Below are 15,464 nucleotides of genomic sequence, written 5' to 3'. Positions count from 1 at the left end.
GGCGCCGGAATTTTAATCATTTGCTAACACCGGATTAATCGATCGATACTCCGCTTCACCCGGCCAGATGACCTACGGCAACGGGCTGAACCAGGCAGTCGTGCTTGATGCGGCGCCGTTCAGAACCAAGTATCTGCAGCTTCCAATCATCAGAGAATTCGTTAGGGACCGACAAACAATGAAAACCAAACTCCTTCTCGCTGGCGCAGGTTTGCTGGCAGCAGGTCTGGCGCATGCGCAGACCAACGTCACCATCTACGGCATCGCCGACGCCGGCGTGGAATTCCTCACCAATGCCGGCGGCGACGACGACAATGTCTTCCGCATGTCGTCCGGCAACCTCTCCGGTTCCCGTATCGGATTTCGCGGCACCGAGGATATCGGCGGCGGCCTGAAGGGCGTTTTCCTCCTGGAGAACGGCTTCGACATCGACACCGGCGCGCTCGGACAGAACGGCCGCCTGTTCGGCCGCCAGGCTTACGTCGGACTGCAGGGAGATTTCGGCGCCATCACCCTGGGCCGCCAGCAGAACGCCCTGTATGACGTGATCATCAAGTACGACCCGATGGCCTTCGCCAGCCGCTATTCCGCGCTGAGCCACGACCCGCTGTTCACCGGCCGCGCCGACAACGCGATCAAGTACACCGGCAACTTCGGCCCGGTCATCGCCACCGCCTTCTACAGCTTCGGCCGCAATGCGGACGGTGAAGTGCCCGGCAGCACCAAGGTCTCGCGCAACGTCGGCGCAGGCGTGGCGTATGCGAGCGGCCCCTTCGGCGTCGGTTTCGCATATGACCAGTTCCAGGGCAATACCGTGGCCACGGCCGGCGACAGCGCCCGCCGCATGGCCGTCGGCGGCAGCTACGAGATGGGTCCGGTCAAGGGTTTCGTGGGCTATCGCTGGCTCAAGGATGAACTCGTCGCCGCGGGCACGCCCAACGTCCGCTCGAACATGTACTGGGTTGGCGCGAGCTGGGACGCAAGCCCCGCGCTCAAGCTGACCGGTGTGGTCTATCACACCGACCGCCGCGACAGCGGCGCGGACCCCACCAGCCTGGTTCTGTCCGCCGATTACGCCCTGTCCAAGCGCACCGATGTTTACCTGACGGTTGGCCATGCCCGCAACAAGTCCGGTTCGAATCTCGGCCTCAACGGTTTCGGCAGTTCGATCATCGCCGGCGAAAACCAGAGCGGCGTGATCGCCGGCGTCCGCCACCGCTTCTAACTTCGAAGTTTTCGATTCAGTCGCAACAGTTTCTACGCTTGTCTCCTCCAATCCACGGATCCCCTAGGATTGGCTTTGGCCCGCCTCCCCCGCGGGCCTTTTTTTCTTGGATTCATCCGCTTCGGCTGCTCGGTTCGCATGAGCTGAACCGGGGGCATGCGCGGCGCGTGCAACACCGCGGCGGATATAAACGCGTACCTGAATACACCTACCGGAGGGGATAGCGACGCGCTGCCCGTGCTTGCCCCGCCGGACCGGAAAAGAAATAGCCCGCAATGCCATCTTGTCCCATGACGATGCAACAGCTACCTCAGTCCCTGACGGCGATACGTGTGTTCGACGCTGCCGCGCGCCATCTCTCCTGCTCGCGCGCGGCGGAAGAACTTTGTCTGACCCAAAGCGCGGTGAGCAAGCAGATACATGCCCTCGAGGAACACCTGGGCCTGCCCCTGTTCAACCGCGTGCATCACGGGCTGGAGCTGACCCTGGCGGGGCAGATTTACTGGGATGCGGTCAAGCCGGCGCTGGCGCTGCTCGCCGAGGGCACGACGAGAATACGCGCGCTGCGCGCCGACGACCGCGTCATCCATCTCGGGCTGCCGGCCGCGGTCGGCCAGAAGTGGCTCATCCCCCGGCTGGCCGGCTTCAATCGACGGCACCCCGACATCAATGTCGAGTTCACCCCGCGACTCACGCACGATGCCAAGTCCGGCGCGCTGACCGCCGAGATTCGCTTCGGCCGGGGGAAATGGCCCGGCGTGCGCGCCCACTACCTGCTCGGGCGCGAACTCTACGCGGTCGGCAGTCCCGCCCTGCTGAAACAGATGCCGGTCGAGCAGCCGGCGGATGTACTGCGGCATCGCCTGCTCGAACATATCGAACTGCCCAACATCTGGGAGCGCTGGTTCGCCGGGCACGGCGTCGCCGGATACGATGCGCGCCTCATCCAGAAGTACGAACAGTACACGCTCATGATCCCGGCGCTGACCGCAGGGCTCGGCGTCGGCATCCTGCCTCGCTTCCTGGTGGAGGAAGAGTTACGACGGCGCAAGCTGGTGCTGCTCGAGAAAGAGGCGCTCCGCAGCGACTATGGCTACTACCTGGTCCACGCGAAGGACCGCAAGGCCAGCGACGCGCTCGAACACTTCACCCGCTGGCTACTCGCCGAGGCGAAGCACACGCCGGTCTGATCGACCCGGCCCCGCGCGCCCTCAAACCGCGATCGCGCGCCGGGGCTAGAATGAGCGGCATGTGCGCGAACTACATACCCTCCACACGCCGGCAGCTGGAACAGCATTTCGGCGTGGCGCCGCCGGACTCCGAGTACAAGGCGGAATCCTTCCCCGGTTACATGGCGCCCTTCATCCGCACGCCGGGTCCCGATTCGGTGCCGGGCGACCGCGCCTGCGCGCTGGGCATGTTCGGCATCGTTCCGGCATGGGCGGAGCCGCGGCTGGCGCGCCAGACCTACAATGCGCGCAGCGAAACCGCCGCCAGCAAGCCGAGCTTCCGCAGCGCATACAAGCGCGGCCAGTTCTGCATCATCCCGGTCGGCGCTTTCTATGAGCCGAGCTACGAGTCGGGCCGGCCGGTCCGGCATGAGATCGCGGCGGCGGACGGCGCGCCGCTGGGCATCGCCGGACTGTGGGAGTACAAGCCGGCGGCGGATTCGGGCCTGCCGCTGCTGTCCTTCTCCATGCTGACCGTCAATGCAGACGGCCATCCGCTGATGCAGCGCTTTCACAAGCCGGACGATGAGAAGCGCATGGTCGTCATCCTGCATCCGGAACAGTATGACGAGTGGCTGCATTGCAAGCCCGAGCAGAGCGGCCCGTTTCTGACGCGCTATCCTGCCGAACTGCTCGTTGCCCGGCCGGCGCCGCGCCAGGCCGCGCCGAAGGCGCAGCCGGGGCTGCCCGGTCTCTGATCCCGCTCAGCGCCGGCGGCGGTCGGTCTGACGCCGTTCCGTCTCGCCCCAGCCGATTTCCTTGCGTATCTGTTCCGCGTCGTGCAGCGGCGCGCGGGCATCCTTGCGCCGCTCGGCCTGCCTGCGTTCGAGGTACTCCCGGACCTTTTCCTTGGCCTGTTTCTCGTGTTCCATGTGCTCGGCCTCCGCATGGCGCTTCCGAATGTGCCGCATTGTCCCGATTCGGAGGCCGCCGCGTCCTCAAGGTTTCAGGCGGGTCGGCGCAGGTCAGGACCTGGCGCAAATCGCTGAACTTTTGTCGTACGGCGACACTCGCCAACAGTACGAGATGCACGGAGTCGAGAATGCCCGCAACACGATTTTTTCAACGCAGACGCGCCGCCGGGGGATCCGGCCAGCGCGATCGGCAGGACAGGAAACACCAGGACATGCTGACCCGCAAGGCGGCATTGTGCGGCGAGCTGTCGCGCATCGATGACATCCTCGATCGTCTGCGCGACAGGCGCTCGATCGCTCCCGACATGTCCAGCGACGACCTGCTAGAACTGTTCCGGGAAGAGCGCGACCGCCTGTTCGCGCAGCTGCGGGAAGTCGACTGCGCGCTGGCCGGCGAGGAGGCGACGCAACAGGACGCGCAGATTGTCGAACTGCGCGTCCGCGGGACCGCCCGCCGCGACGTGCCCGACTTCAGCTGACCTGCCGGCGTTCACGTATCCTCGTGCCGGCGCGCCAGCCGCTCGAGCACAAATGCGCTCATCCCCTTGGCCAGCTCGTGCTCGCCGATGAACACCTCGCCCGCTTTTTCCTGCCGCAATAATGCGGCCTCTTCTTCGCTGTGCGTGCGCACGACGGTGCAGATGCCGGGATTGAGGATGCGCGCGGTCTCGATCATCGCGCGCACGTGGAAGGTATCCGGCGTCGCAATGACGAGGGCGCTGGCGCGCGCGATGTGGGCCTGGATCAGCACCGCGGGTTCGGCCGCGTTGCCGGCCACCGCCCAGGCGCCTTTCTGGCGCAGCATCTGCACCAGTTCGCGGTTCTGTTCGACCACCACGCAAGCCGTCCCGCGCGAGGCGAGCGTGGCCGCGATCTGCCGGCCGACGCGGCCGTAGCCCACCAGCACCACCTGCCCGGTCACTTTCTCGCTCGGCACGCTCGCCGGCAGTTCTGCCAGCGGGTCGGCGCGGCGCTGGTAGCCGGCGCGCGCCTGCAGCCGCGCCCGCACCGGCTCGATCAGGCGGAAGGTGAAGGGATTGACCGCAATGGAGATGATCGCGCCGGCGAGCACCAGGCTTTGCGCCTCCTGCGGCAGCAGTCCGAGCGACAGGCCGAGACCGACCAGGATGAACGAAAACTCGCCGATCTGGGCCAGGCTTGCCGAGACCGTGAGCGCGGTATGCAGCGGATAGCGCAGGGCCAGCACCAGCGCGAAGGCCGCCAGCGACTTGCCGAGCACGATGATGAGCACGGTGGCGAGCAGTTGCAGCGGCTGATCGATGATCACGCGCGGGTCGAACAGCATGCCGACCGAGACGAAGAACAGCACCGAAAACGCGTCGCGCAGCGGCAGCGATTCCTGCGCCGCGCGGTGGCTGAGTTCGGATTCGCGCAGCACCATGCCGGCGAAGAACGCGCCGAGCGCGAACGACACGCCGAACAGCTCGGCCGATCCATAGGCGATGCCGACGGCGGCGGCGATCACGCATAGCGTGAACAGCTCGCGCGAGTTGGTGCGCGCGACCTGCCACAGCAGCCAGGGAAAAATCCGGCGCCCGACCGCCAGCATGAGGCCGATGAACAGCGCCACCTCGCCCAGCGTCCACGCCAGGGTGGACCAGAGCGAGCCGCTCGGTCCCTCGGTCTTGCCGCCGAGCCAGCCGGAGAGGGCGGGCAGCAGCACCAGCACCAGCACCATGACCAGGTCTTCCACGACCAGCCAGCCGACGGCGATGCGGCCGTTCATGGTCTCCAGCATGCCGCGCTCTTCCAGCGCGCGTAGCAGGACCACCGTGCTGGCGACCGACAGCGCCAGGCCGAACACCAGCCCCGCTCCGATGCCCCAGCCCATCATCCACGCCAGTCCCATGCCGAGCACCGTGGCGGCCGCGATCTGCAGCACCGCGCCCGGCAGCGCGATGCGCCGCACTTCCATCAGGTCGTCGAGCGAGAAGTGCAGGCCGACGCCGAACATGAGCAGCATCACGCCGATTTCCGCGAGCTGGTTGGCGAGGTCGACATCGGCGATGTAGCCGGGCGTGAAGGGGCCGATCAGGATGCCGGCCATCAGGTAGCCGACCAGGGCGGGCAGCTTCATCCTGACGGCGACGAATCCGAATATGAGCGCGAGCCCGAAGGCGGCGGAGATGGTGGTGATGAGACTGAGGTTGTGGTGCATGGAAGCCGGACGATTGAATGAGCGAACAGGCGCCGCACCGGGCAACGGCGTCGGCGCCGGCAACGACAGGCGGCGCGCTCGGGCGCGCCTCGATCCGCTCAGGCCCGGGGCGGCGGCGGCGCGCGCGGCAGATCGATCGATTCCGGGTGCTGCGCCGACTGCGGCGTGCTCGTGCGAGGCCGGTCCGGCTGCGCGGCGGCCATTGCCGCCGCGACGTAATCGGACATCTCTTCGATATCCGCATCGACCGGCGCCTGGACGCTGTCTGCCGCGCCGCCTTCCTCATGCCCGTAGTCCTGCGCCGCGGCCTGTGCGAGCAGATTGCCGCCCACGGCCACGGTGAGGCCCTGGACGGCAAAGACCAGCAACAGGAATGCGAGCAGGATGCTTCTCATTAAAGGAACAAGGGGCGGTCGCTGATTGGGAACGGAACGGGCCGCGCGGCAAGATGCGGCCGGTCCTTTGCGGGCATTGTAGCGCGACCGCCACCGATGCACCCGGGCCGGCGGAGGGCGCTGACACCGGTCAAACCGCCCGGCGCTGCAGATGAAAGACTGGAAGGCGTGGCCCGTCCGGGCTCACATCTCCACTCGCGAAGGAGCAGACGTCATGATGCCGAAACTCAAGCGGTCCACCGCCTCGCTGGTCACGCTCGCGCTGATGCTGGGCGGCCTCGCCCAGCCAGCCGGCGCCGCCATCGTCACCACCGAGCAGCTTGTCGCCGCTCCCTCCTCCGCGGCCGGCCGCGCCCGCATCGCCGAGCTGCTGGAGCGGCCGCAGGTCGCGCAACGGCTGTCCGCCCTCGGCGTCGATGCGGATGATGCGCGGGCGCGCGTGGCGGCGCTGAGCGACGAAGAGGCGAGCGCGCTCGCCGCCCACCTCGACAGCGCCCCGGCGGGCGGCGATTTCTTCGCCACGCTGGGGCTGATCGTGGTGCTGCTGGTCGTCACCGACCTGCTCGGCGTGACCGACATCTTCCCGTTCATTAACTCGGTCCGCTGACGGACCGCCGGAACGGTCAGCCGCAGGCGCCGATGGCGCCGCAGGCGGTGCAGAACTCGCAGCCGTCCTTCTTGATCACGCTGGCATTGCCGCATTCACGGCAGGTCTTGCCATGCAGCTGCGGCGCCGCGCGCACCGCCTGACGCGGTTCGTCGGTGACCACGCCCATGGCCTTGACCGGCATGCCTTCCTCCGTGAGGATGCCGAGCATCGCGTAGCGGTGGATCACCAGCCTGGCGATGTAGGCCACGGTCGACGGATAACTGGCCAGCTTGTCGCCGCCCGGCACGCGCGCCATGAAATCGCCGCGCGGTTCGGCGTAGTTGAGCAGCTTGCGCAGCTTCATGCCGATCCAGGCCGGGTCGACCACGCGCATGTCGTGGCTGAGCAGCTTGCACAGCCCGTCGAGCGTGTGCGGGTGGCCGCCGGTGAGCCACATGCTGTAGGGGCGGCGGGTGCCGTCCGGCATCTGCAGCTCCTTGAGCATCAGCACGAAGTCGTCGTCGGTGGCCGGGTTGACCACGTCAGCGACCCAGGCCAGCGTGCCGTCGGGTCCGGTCTTGGGCTCGTGCGGCGCGAACAGGGCGTCGAGCACCGGCGACGGATCGTTGTCCTTCTGGTCGAGCGCGCCGAGCTGGTTGTAGCGCCAGGCGACCAGCCGCGCGAAGGCGGCGGTGGCGCTGGGCACCTGCAGCAGCTGCCCGTGCGGGGGCATCGGCATGTCGAACGGGTCGCCCCATGCGTTCGACAGCAGGGACAGGCGCTTGCGCAGCCAGCCGCGGTCGTTGGCCCGCATGTCGGTGGACAGGGTCTTGGCGATCGCATCCAGGCCGCGCGGCGGCTGGCCGCCGAGCACCCAGACTTCGAAGGGCACGCCGGCCTGGTCGCTGACCGCCACCGCGAACTCGCCTTGCGGGGTTTCGATCATCTCGCTGACCCAGGCGCTGGCCCCGGCGGGCAGGCCGGGGCGCGACGGCCAGCGCAGCGAGGCCAGCACCGGCGTGACCGCCAGCTCCTTGAGCACCAGGCGCTTGTCCTGCTCGGACAGCGTCATCGGCTTGGGCGCGTTGTCGGCGGCGGGCACCGACAGCACCGCGCCCAGCACGCCGTTGGGGCGGTAGGTGGTGATGCCCTTGAGCCCCCGCCGCCAGGCGGCCATGTAGAGGTCCTTGAAGTCTTCGTACGGATAGTCTTCCGGCACGTTGACCGTCTTGGAAATCGCCGCGTCGATGTAGGGCGCGACCGCCGCCACCATCAGCATGTGGTCGGTGGCGGAGATGTCCAGCGCCGAGACGAAGGCTTCCGGCAGCTTGGCGGTGTCGTTGCCGAGCGCGCGGTAGACGCGGTAGGCGTGGTCCTCCACGGTGTAGTCTTTCTTGCTGCCGTCGGGCATGCGCTTGGTGCGGTTGTAGAACCAGGAGAAGGCGGGCTCGATGCCGTTGGAGGCGTTGTCGGCGAAGGCGAGCGAAATGGTGCCGGTCGGCGCGATCGACGTCAGGTGGGAATTGCGGATGCCGTGCTGGCGGATCTGCTCGCGCAGGTGCTCCGGCAGACGGGAGGCGAAACCCGCGGCCAGGTAGCGCTCGGCATCGAACAGCGGGAAGGCGCCGCGTTCGCGGGCCAGTTCCACCGAGCCTTCATAGGCGGCGTCGCGCATGATGCGGGAGATCTCCGCGGCGAGGCTGCGTCCGGCTTCGCTGTCGTAGCGCAGGCCGAGCATGATCAGCGCATCGCCCAGGCCGGTGAAGCCCAGGCCGAGACGGCGCTTGGCTTCAGCTTCGGCGGCCTGCTCCGGCAGCGGCCAGCGGGTCGCGGTCAGCACGTTGTCGAGCATGCGCACCGCGATCTTCGTCACCTCCGCCATCCTGGCGAAGTCGAAGCGGGCCTGCTCGGTGAAGGGCTGCTCCACGTAGGCGGTGAGATTGAGGCTGCCCAGGCAGCAGCAGCCATAGGCGGGCAGCGGCTGCTCGCCGCAGGGATTGGTGGCCTCGATGCTTTCGCACCACGCCAGGTTGTTGTCGGCATTGATGCGGTCGAGATAGAGCACGCCCGGCTCGGCCGCGTTGTAGGTGCTCTGCATGATCAGGTCCCAGATCTCGCGCGCCCTGACCTTGCGGTAGACCCATTTGCCATCCTCGCGCCGCGTGGCGCCCCGGCGCTTGAGCTCCGCGCTCGGCTCGACGTCATGCACGAGTTCGAACTCGGTGTCGGCTTCGACGGCGCGCATGAAGACATCGGTGACGCCGACCGAGACGTTGAAGTTGTTGAGCTGTCCCTTTTCCTGCTTGACGGTGATGAAGTCGACGATATCCGGATGGTCGACATTGAGCACCGCCATCTGCGCGCCGCGCCGGGCGCCGGCCGACTCCACCGTCTCGCAGGAACGGTCGAACACCTTCATGTAGGAGATCGGGCCGGAGGCGCTGCTGCCCGTGCCCTTGACCTGGGCGCCCTTGGGGCGGATCGCGGAGAAGTTGTAGCCCACCCCGCCGCCGCGGCGCATGGTTTCGGCCGCCTGCGCGAGCGCGGTGTAGATGCCGGGCTTCCCGGCGGCATCCTCGGTGATGGAGTCGCCGACCGGCTGCACGAAGCAGTTGATCAGCGTGGTCTGCAGGCCGGTGCCCGCGGCGCTGGAGACGCGGCCGGCGGGAATGAAGCCGTGGCGCATCGCCCACAGGAACTGCTCGGCGCGCTGCTTGCGGGCGCGGGCCGGTTCCACCTCCGCGAGCGCGCGCGCCACGCGGGTGATGACCTGCCCGATCGTGGTCTCGTCGCCCTTGGCGTATTTTTCGATCAGGACTTCGGTGGAAATGTCTTGGGGTTCGGCGAGCGCGATTGAAGCGCTTTCCAGTTGATGCATAGTGACTCCTCGGGACCGGCTGGGACAGGAAGGGCGGCGGGCAGCGGGTAGCTGTCGCCTGATGGTGCGGCCATTCTAGCGATCGGCAAAAATTTCCGCCCTTGACTTGAGTCAAGCAAATCCGGGCGGGATCGCCGGCGGGCCGCAGGCAAAAAAAAACCCGCAGGCCTTGCGGCTTGCGGGTGAATCCAATTCTAGGAGAGTTGGAGGAGACAGGGAGAACTATATCGGCCTCGCCTGTCCGTGTCCGCTTCACAGTCGTGATGAGCGATATACGCTTTGTGTATATCAGCGGAAATAAAAAGCCCGCCGGACTGTCGCCGCCGGCGGGCTTTCGGGTCTCCTCGGCATCCTTTGCATGGATTTTTCTGGTGGCGGAATATTACAACGGAATGACGGCGAATGGCCAAATCTTTATCGGGGAGCGGACGACTTTTTACCTTCCCGTTCGGCCCCTGCGCCTACTTCCCGTTCAGATAGACCTCGTCGTCGAAAGTCAGCACCCACTGCGGGCGGTAGATGGTGAACATCGTGAGCAGAAAGCCGGTGATGAACGCCTCGCCCCAGGACAGCAGCAGCATGAAGGCCAGCGCATCGCCCTGTATCGGGGACGGCGCCATCCACAGCCGCTGCACGCCGAGCGACAGCATGCCGACCAGCGCCAGCATCACCATCGCGCCGAAAAAGCCGTTGCCGAGCAGGTAGACGAACAGGTGGTGGGGCAGGAAGCGTTCGACCGCGCGCATCACCGCCTCGCCGCAGTAGGCCGGCAGGATGGCCAGCAGCAGCAGGTTGACGCCGATGTTCTGCCACAGGTGCGGGTTCATGCCGGTGTAGGCAAGCACCGCGAGTGCGATGCCGGCCATCGCCAGCCGTCGGCCGAACATCAGGACGAACAGCGGCATACCGAGCAGGTGCAGCGCGGGCGCGTTGGGCAGCGCAACCGAGAAATGCCAGGTCAGGGGCAGCAGGATGACCGCCATGCACCAGGCGGAAAACGCGCCGTGCTCATCCAGGGTACGCCATGGTGCCCGCCGGACGTTGTCCCATAACACCAGCGAGGCGGCGGCCATCGCGGGCCACACGGCAATTTCGGGCGGAGTGTAGGAGAAAATACCCATGGCGCATTATAGAAAGGTGAGCGGGGACGACTATTGGCGTTTGCGCAAGATGCGGCGCACGCCCGCTTGTCCTGCTGCGGACCGGTCAGCTCGCGGCGGGCTTCTTCAGGCACTGGCTCATGAACTGCTTGCGCTCGTCGCCGGTCTTGCCCTTGGCCTCGGCGTTGCAGGTCTTCATGCGCTCCTGCTGCGCCTTCTGCGGGGTCGTCGCGGCGGGCTTGCTCAGGCACTCCTTCATGAAAGTCTTGCGCTCGTCGCCCTTCATGCCGGTCGCCTCCTTGTTGCAGGCGGCCATTTTGTTCTGTTGTTCATTGGCGGCGTGGGCGGTCGAGGCCAGCGCCGGCAGCGCGATCAGCAGTGCAAAGGCAAGATGTTTCATCGTGTCTCCTTGTCGGTTCTCCTCGGTTCAGCATATTTCATGCCGGCGCAAATGTGAAGGAAGATCATTTCTTTCTGAAAACAGGTTATGCTCGGTGTCCGACATAAAAAGACAGACAGTCGCCGACAAGCCAGGTGGCGTCACACCAATGGAGACAAGCGGCATGAGGAGCCCCCTCCCCGCCACGCCCGTCATGGAATCCGTCAGCCTGGACATCTACAGGCGGGTGTTCTTTTCCTCGCCCGAGTTCATCTCGATCAGCCGCCTCTGCGACGCCCGCTATGTCGATGTCAATCCGGGTTTCGAAGCTTTCACCGGGCTGCGGCGCGACGAAGTCATCGGGCGCAGCGCCCTGGCGCTCGGCATCTGGCCCGACGAGGGGACGCGCGACCTTATGCTGGCCTCCCTCGAGCAGCAGGGCCGGCTGCATCTGTTTCCCACCCATTTGCGCAAGCGCGGCGGCGAATTGTGCGAAGTCGAGTTGTCGGCGAGCGTGGCCCGGATTGAGGGCGAAGCCTTCCTGATCTGCGTGGTGCGCGACGTCACCGAGCGCAGGCGCAGCGAGGACGAGCTGCGTCTGTACCGCGACCGGCTGGAATACCTGATCGAGGAAAGGACTTCGGCGCTGCGCCGCAGCAATGCCGAACTGCGGCAGACCAATCTGCGGCTGGAAGAAGCCCACCAGCGTCTGCTGGACACCGAAAAGCGGCTGCGCCACATGGCCCTGCACGACCTGCTGACCGGGCTGCCGAACCGGGCGCTGCTGCAGGACCGGGTGACGCAGGCGATATCGCAGGCCCGGCGCGACGGCAAGCGGGCGGCGATACTCTTCATCGATCTCGACCACTTCAAGCACGTCAACGACTCGCTCGGGCACCTGGTGGGCGACCGCCTGCTGCAGATCGTGGCCGGCAGGCTGGAGCAGTGCGTGCGGCGCGGCGACACCGTGGCGCGGCTGGGCGGGGACGAGTTCGTGATGTGCCTCGGCGGGCTCGACGACGGCGGCGGCGCGGCGGTGGTCGCGCAAAAGATCCTGGCGGCGCTCGATGCCTCGACCGTCGTCGAGGGCCATGAACTGCATGTCACCGGCAGCATCGGGATCGGCCTGTATCCGGACGACGGTCCGCATGCGGAAGCGCTGCTGCAGGCCGCCGACACGGCCATGTACCACGCCAAGAGCCGCGGCCGCAACAGCTTCAGCTTCTTCACGCCGGCGCTCAACGAAGCGGTGCAGCAGCGGCTGACGATCGAAAGCCAGCTGCACCAGGCGCTGCCGCGCGGAGAGCTGCGGCTGCACTATCAGCCGCAGGTCGACCTGCGCAACGGTCGCATCGTGTCGGCCGAGGTGCTGCTGCGCTGGCAGCAGCCGCAACGCGGCATGATCGCGCCGAATGAATTCATCCCGGTGGCGGAAGACACCGGCCTCATCCTGCGCATCGGCGAATGGGTGCTGCGCGAAGCCTGCGCCCAGCTCGGGCGCTGGCGGCACGAGGGCCACCGCGAACTGTCCCTGGCGGTCAACCTGTCGGCGCGCCAGGTGCTGCAGCCGGGATTCGCGGCGACCGTGGCCGGCATCATCGCGCAGGCCGGTGTGCCGGCTTCGTCACTGGTGCTGGAGATCACGGAAAGCGTGCTGATGCAGCCGAGCGAAGACAACCTCGCGCTGCTGCATGCGCTGACCGATCTCGGGCTGAAGCTGTCGCTCGACGATTTCGGCACCGGCTATTCCAGCCTGTCGTACCTGAAGCGATTCCCGATCAGCGAACTCAAGATCGACCGCTCGTTCGTCGACGGCATCGAGCAGGACGAAAACGACCGCGCGATCGCCGCCACCGTCATCGCGATGGCGCGCGGGCTGCGGCTGACGGTGATGGCCGAAGGCGTGGAAACGGCGGGGCAGGAAGCCTATCTGCGCGCGAACGGCTGCGGCCTGGCGCAGGGCTACCGTTACGGCAGGCCGATGCCGGCGGACGACTTCGCGGCGCTGCTGGCGCGGCAGGCGGCGGAGTCGGTCTCGCGGCGCTGACGGCGGCGCTGCGGCCCGAGCGCCCCGCGCCGCTTACATCCGGGTGTCGGCGACTTCCGGCACCACCAGCATGCGCGGCGTCTGCGAATGCCCCATCGTGCGGGCGATGCGGATCACCGACGGCTTGGTCTGGTCGAAGGCGTTGGCGAAATCGCGGGCATCCCGCAGCGAGCGGATATAGGTCTGGGTAAAGGCGCCGCCGCCCAGCTCGGGCGATTCCAGCGATTCCTCGTTTTCCGAGGCGGAGACGATGACGATGCGCGAGGTGCGGGCATCGCGCGCCTTTTGCGCCAGGTCGGTGATCGCTTCCTGCGAGGGGCTGGCCGCATACTCGGCTTCCTTCTTGTGCTGCCGCAGCGAGCGCGTGCGCGACGGCAGGTAGCCCGGGATCGCGACGAAGGTCTTGCCGCTGTAGCAGGTGTCGAGCAGCACCACCGAGCGCACGTTGCGCGCGGTGAGCTGGGCGACGAACGCCTGCAGATCGTCGTCGGATAGCGCGGTCTTGCGATTCGTGATGACGAACTCGAAGGACTGGCCGCCGGCGGCATTGACCTTCTGGCGCGGGAACTCGGTATCGTGCAGGACGATGTCGAACTTGTTCATCGCATTGGGCAGTCCGTGCGCGGCGACGAACAGCACCACGGTGTCGCCCGACTGCACCTGGTCCATGATGTCGCGCATCGCCGACTTCACCGCCGCGGACGTGGCCTTGTCGTGGCGCAGCAGCCGTACGTGGTCGGCGGGGATCTTGCCGCCATCGGGCGAGGTCATGAACTTGTAGATGTCGACCGCATCCTTGTCCGCGCCTTCCAGCCCGTGCTCCGGCGGCAGGTACTTGTAGGTGCTGACGCCGACGATCAGGCCGAGCGTGCGCGCGGCGCGGCCCGCCGCCTGCGGCTGCAGCGCGGCGGCCACCGGCACGGCGGCCGCGGGTACCGGAGCGGGCTGCGCGGACGCGGGCTTTTGCATCATTTTCGCGACCGTGGAGGAGAACGCGCCGCTGAAGTTCTTGAGCCGGTAGCGGATCGCCGACGGCGTGGTGGGCGCGACCCGGCTCAGGCCGACCACTGCGCGCGCGGCGGCGAACGCGGTCTCGACCTCGTCGCGGTTTTCATACTCGCCGACCAGCGTGACGCGGCCGTCGTCGGCGAGCGCGACGTCCGCCTGGCGCAGGCCGATTCCCTGGAACGCACCCCGGATCTCCGCCAGTTCCTGCTGGCTGACCCGCTCCGGCGCTTCGCGCTGGGCATGGACCGGCGAAAAGGGCAGCGCGAGCGCGGCCAGCAGCGCCAGCCGCGCGGCGGCGACGAGCAGCGGGGTCATTTGATTTCCGCCAGCTCGCTTTCGGCGACCCAGCCGCCGTTGCCGGCGCCGCGCTCGGGCGCGACTTTCACCCAGCGCTCGCTCTTGCCCTTTTGTTCGACTTCCGCCCGCTCTTCGATGCGCACCCTGGCACCCCTGGCGAGAGAACCGGTGATCTTGCGCTTGCCGTCGGCGGCGCTGTAGAGCGAGACCTTGCGCTTGGCGCTGTGGGTCGCGCCCGCGGCCGGAGACGGCAGCGCGCGCATGGCACCGCCGCCGGCGGCGCCTGCGGCCGCGGTGAAGCGCTTCGGCCGTTCAGCCGCGGGCAGCAGCGCAAAGTCGACGGTACGGCGGTCGCTCAGGCCGTCGGCTTCCACCGTCAGCGTATAGCGCATCGGCACCGGCAGGGGCAGCGGCATCTGGTCGCGCGGCGGCACCTGCAGCTTGTGGCGGTAGCTCATGCGCGCGCCCTGCTGGATCACCACGTCTTCCACGTAGTCGTCCTTGCCCTCTTCGGCGATCGTCACCCACTGCAGGCGCTCGCGCGGCATTCTGGCCGCCATCTCCAGCGGAATCGTGTTGCCAGCTGCGTCGCGCATCGGCGCGCCGGCGGCATCGGCGAGCACCAGCTTGTCGTTGTCGTCGGGGGTGAAGCGGACGATCTCGACCTTGTGGCGGAAACGTGCCTTGATGTCCTTGGTCGCGGCATCGGCGGCGAAGTAGCTGAAGTCGAACTCGGGGATCGGCGGATCGTTCTCGCCGCCCTCGACCCGCACTTCCAGCCGGTCCAGATTCAGTCCGCGCTGCCGGTTCGCGGGTAACTGCGGCTGCGCGGTGGTCTTCTGCGCCACCGGCTCCGAGGTGTTGTAGACCGCGGCGCACTTGCGCCAGGCAGTCATGGCAATCATGGTGGCGGTGGCGATGCCGGCGGCGGCGCCGATCGCATTGGAAGTCGACTTGCCGGTGCCGCGGGTGAGCTTGGCGGTGAGCATGCCGGCGCCGACACCGCCGAGCGCGGCCAGCCCGAGATTGGATGCGAAGCAGGAATCGAAGGTCTCGAACGCCTTCTCGCCGGACGGCATGTGAGTACAGCCGGCGGCATAGGTGACGAGGACGAGGGATGCGGTGATGCGCTTGCACCAGGCTGCGCGCGGGGAGTGCTGCATGATGTTCTCCGGGAGTTTTTGCTTCTAGCTGTTCTTGTCGCGGTTCTGCGACCGCTCGGCG

General features: G+C 67.2%; 14 protein-coding genes. 6 read left to right on the top strand and 8 right to left on the bottom strand.

Annotation, left to right across the window (positions count from 1 at the left end):
- The first annotated feature begins 178 nt into the window (after positions 1–178).
- The 3 genes from NCCP691_RS09000 to NCCP691_RS08990 all read left to right on the top strand — a co-directional run bounded on the left by NCCP691_RS09000 (position 179) and on the right by NCCP691_RS08990 (position 3,152).
- Positions 179–1,225, top strand: a complete 1,047-nt coding sequence (locus NCCP691_RS09000) for a porin (protein ID WP_220807935.1) — start codon at positions 179–181, stop codon at positions 1,223–1,225.
- A 296-nt stretch (positions 1,226–1,521) separates the two neighbouring features.
- Positions 1,522–2,415 (top strand): LysR substrate-binding domain-containing protein, encoded by an 894-nt coding sequence (locus tag NCCP691_RS08995; RefSeq protein WP_220807934.1) that lies wholly within the window; start codon positions 1,522–1,524, stop codon positions 2,413–2,415.
- A 59-nt stretch (positions 2,416–2,474) separates the two neighbouring features.
- Entirely contained in the window at positions 2,475–3,152 is a 678-nt protein-coding gene (locus NCCP691_RS08990) for an SOS response-associated peptidase (protein ID WP_220807933.1), read from the top strand.
- 6 nt (positions 3,153–3,158) lie between these two features.
- On the opposite strand, the gene NCCP691_RS08985 is transcribed toward NCCP691_RS08990, so the two are convergent.
- On the bottom strand, positions 3,159–3,326 hold the full coding sequence (locus tag NCCP691_RS08985; protein ID WP_220807932.1) for a hypothetical protein: 168 nt from the start codon (positions 3,324–3,326) through the stop codon (positions 3,159–3,161).
- A 254-nt stretch (positions 3,327–3,580) separates the two neighbouring features.
- On the opposite strand from NCCP691_RS08985, the gene NCCP691_RS08980 reads away from it, so the two are divergent.
- A complete protein-coding gene (locus NCCP691_RS08980; RefSeq protein ID WP_220807931.1) occupies positions 3,581–3,847 on the top strand; it encodes a hypothetical protein in 267 nt (88 codons plus the stop codon).
- A gap of 11 nt (positions 3,848–3,858) precedes the next feature.
- On the opposite strand, the gene NCCP691_RS08975 is transcribed toward NCCP691_RS08980, so the two are convergent.
- Complete coding sequence (locus tag NCCP691_RS08975) at positions 3,859–5,547, bottom strand: cation:proton antiporter domain-containing protein (RefSeq protein ID WP_220807930.1); 1,689 nt, start codon at positions 5,545–5,547, stop codon at positions 3,859–3,861.
- 98 nt (positions 5,548–5,645) lie between these two features.
- Entirely contained in the window at positions 5,646–5,942 is a 297-nt protein-coding gene (locus NCCP691_RS08970; protein WP_220807929.1) for a hypothetical protein, read from the bottom strand.
- Between the two features lie 214 nt (positions 5,943–6,156).
- On the opposite strand from NCCP691_RS08970, the gene NCCP691_RS08965 reads away from it, so the two are divergent.
- Positions 6,157–6,549 (top strand): PA2779 family protein, encoded by a 393-nt coding sequence (locus NCCP691_RS08965; protein ID WP_220807928.1) that lies wholly within the window; start codon positions 6,157–6,159, stop codon positions 6,547–6,549.
- A 16-nt stretch (positions 6,550–6,565) separates the two neighbouring features.
- On the opposite strand, the gene NCCP691_RS08960 is transcribed toward NCCP691_RS08965, so the two are convergent.
- The 3 genes from NCCP691_RS08960 to NCCP691_RS08950 form a co-directional block, all read right to left on the bottom strand.
- Positions 6,566–9,409 carry an adenosylcobalamin-dependent ribonucleoside-diphosphate reductase gene (locus NCCP691_RS08960; protein WP_220807927.1) on the bottom strand — a complete coding sequence of 948 codons (2,844 nt, stop codon included), beginning with the start codon at positions 9,407–9,409 and terminating at the stop codon, positions 6,566–6,568.
- 461 nt (positions 9,410–9,870) lie between these two features.
- A complete protein-coding gene (locus tag NCCP691_RS08955; protein WP_220807926.1) occupies positions 9,871–10,494 on the bottom strand; it encodes an energy-coupling factor ABC transporter permease in 624 nt (207 codons plus the stop codon).
- Positions 10,495–10,615: 121 nt separating this feature from the next.
- Positions 10,616–10,909, bottom strand: coding sequence for a PsiF family protein (locus tag NCCP691_RS08950; RefSeq protein ID WP_220807925.1), 294 nt, complete (start codon positions 10,907–10,909; stop codon positions 10,616–10,618).
- 163 nt (positions 10,910–11,072) lie between these two features.
- Between NCCP691_RS08950 and NCCP691_RS08945 the strand changes: the two genes are divergently transcribed.
- Positions 11,073–12,935 (top strand): sensor domain-containing protein, encoded by a 1,863-nt coding sequence (locus NCCP691_RS08945; protein ID WP_220807924.1) that lies wholly within the window; start codon positions 11,073–11,075, stop codon positions 12,933–12,935.
- A 33-nt stretch (positions 12,936–12,968) separates the two neighbouring features.
- Here NCCP691_RS08945 and NCCP691_RS08940 read toward each other — a convergent pair whose 3' ends face one another.
- The gene (locus NCCP691_RS08940; RefSeq protein ID WP_220807923.1) at positions 12,969–14,258 is read right to left on the bottom strand and encodes a caspase family protein; all 1,290 of its coding nucleotides are present in this window, start codon (positions 14,256–14,258) and stop codon (positions 12,969–12,971) included.
- Positions 14,255–15,403 (bottom strand): hypothetical protein, encoded by a 1,149-nt coding sequence (locus NCCP691_RS08935; protein ID WP_220807922.1) that lies wholly within the window; start codon positions 15,401–15,403, stop codon positions 14,255–14,257. The genes NCCP691_RS08940 and NCCP691_RS08935 overlap by 4 nt, the downstream gene beginning before the upstream one ends.
- Between the last annotated feature and the right edge of the window lie 61 nt (positions 15,404–15,464).

It is taken from the genome of Noviherbaspirillum aridicola (assembly GCF_019656455.1).
Classification (GTDB): Bacteria; Pseudomonadota; Gammaproteobacteria; order Burkholderiales; family Burkholderiaceae_D; genus Noviherbaspirillum; species Noviherbaspirillum aridicola.
Note: the sequence above shows the minus strand (reverse complement) of the source record. Positions and strands in the feature narration are given on the sequence as shown.

Excerpts from the sequence above, each read along its gene's own strand:
- NCCP691_RS09000 (WP_220807935.1), top strand. The coding sequence starts at position 179 with ATGAAAACCAAACTCCTTCTCGCTGGCGCAGGTTTGCTGGCAGCAGGT.
- NCCP691_RS08995 (WP_220807934.1), top strand. The coding sequence starts at position 1,522 with ATGCAACAGCTACCTCAGTCCCTGACGGCGATACGTGTGTTCGACGCT.
- NCCP691_RS08990 (WP_220807933.1), top strand. The coding sequence starts at position 2,475 with ATGTGCGCGAACTACATACCCTCCACACGCCGGCAGCTGGAACAGCAT.
- NCCP691_RS08985 (WP_220807932.1), bottom strand. The coding sequence starts at position 3,326 with ATGGAACACGAGAAACAGGCCAAGGAAAAGGTCCGGGAGTACCTCGAA.
- NCCP691_RS08980 (WP_220807931.1), top strand. The coding sequence starts at position 3,581 with ATGCTGACCCGCAAGGCGGCATTGTGCGGCGAGCTGTCGCGCATCGAT.
- NCCP691_RS08975 (WP_220807930.1), bottom strand. The coding sequence starts at position 5,547 with ATGCACCACAACCTCAGTCTCATCACCACCATCTCCGCCGCCTTCGGG.
- NCCP691_RS08970 (WP_220807929.1), bottom strand. The coding sequence starts at position 5,942 with ATGAGAAGCATCCTGCTCGCATTCCTGTTGCTGGTCTTTGCCGTCCAG.
- NCCP691_RS08965 (WP_220807928.1), top strand. The coding sequence starts at position 6,157 with ATGATGCCGAAACTCAAGCGGTCCACCGCCTCGCTGGTCACGCTCGCG.
- NCCP691_RS08960 (WP_220807927.1), bottom strand. The coding sequence starts at position 9,409 with ATGCATCAACTGGAAAGCGCTTCAATCGCGCTCGCCGAACCCCAAGAC.
- NCCP691_RS08950 (WP_220807925.1), bottom strand. The coding sequence starts at position 10,909 with ATGAAACATCTTGCCTTTGCACTGCTGATCGCGCTGCCGGCGCTGGCC.
- NCCP691_RS08945 (WP_220807924.1), top strand. The coding sequence starts at position 11,073 with ATGAGGAGCCCCCTCCCCGCCACGCCCGTCATGGAATCCGTCAGCCTG.
- NCCP691_RS08940 (WP_220807923.1), bottom strand. The coding sequence starts at position 14,258 with ATGACCCCGCTGCTCGTCGCCGCCGCGCGGCTGGCGCTGCTGGCCGCG.
- NCCP691_RS08935 (WP_220807922.1), bottom strand. The coding sequence starts at position 15,403 with ATGCAGCACTCCCCGCGCGCAGCCTGGTGCAAGCGCATCACCGCATCC.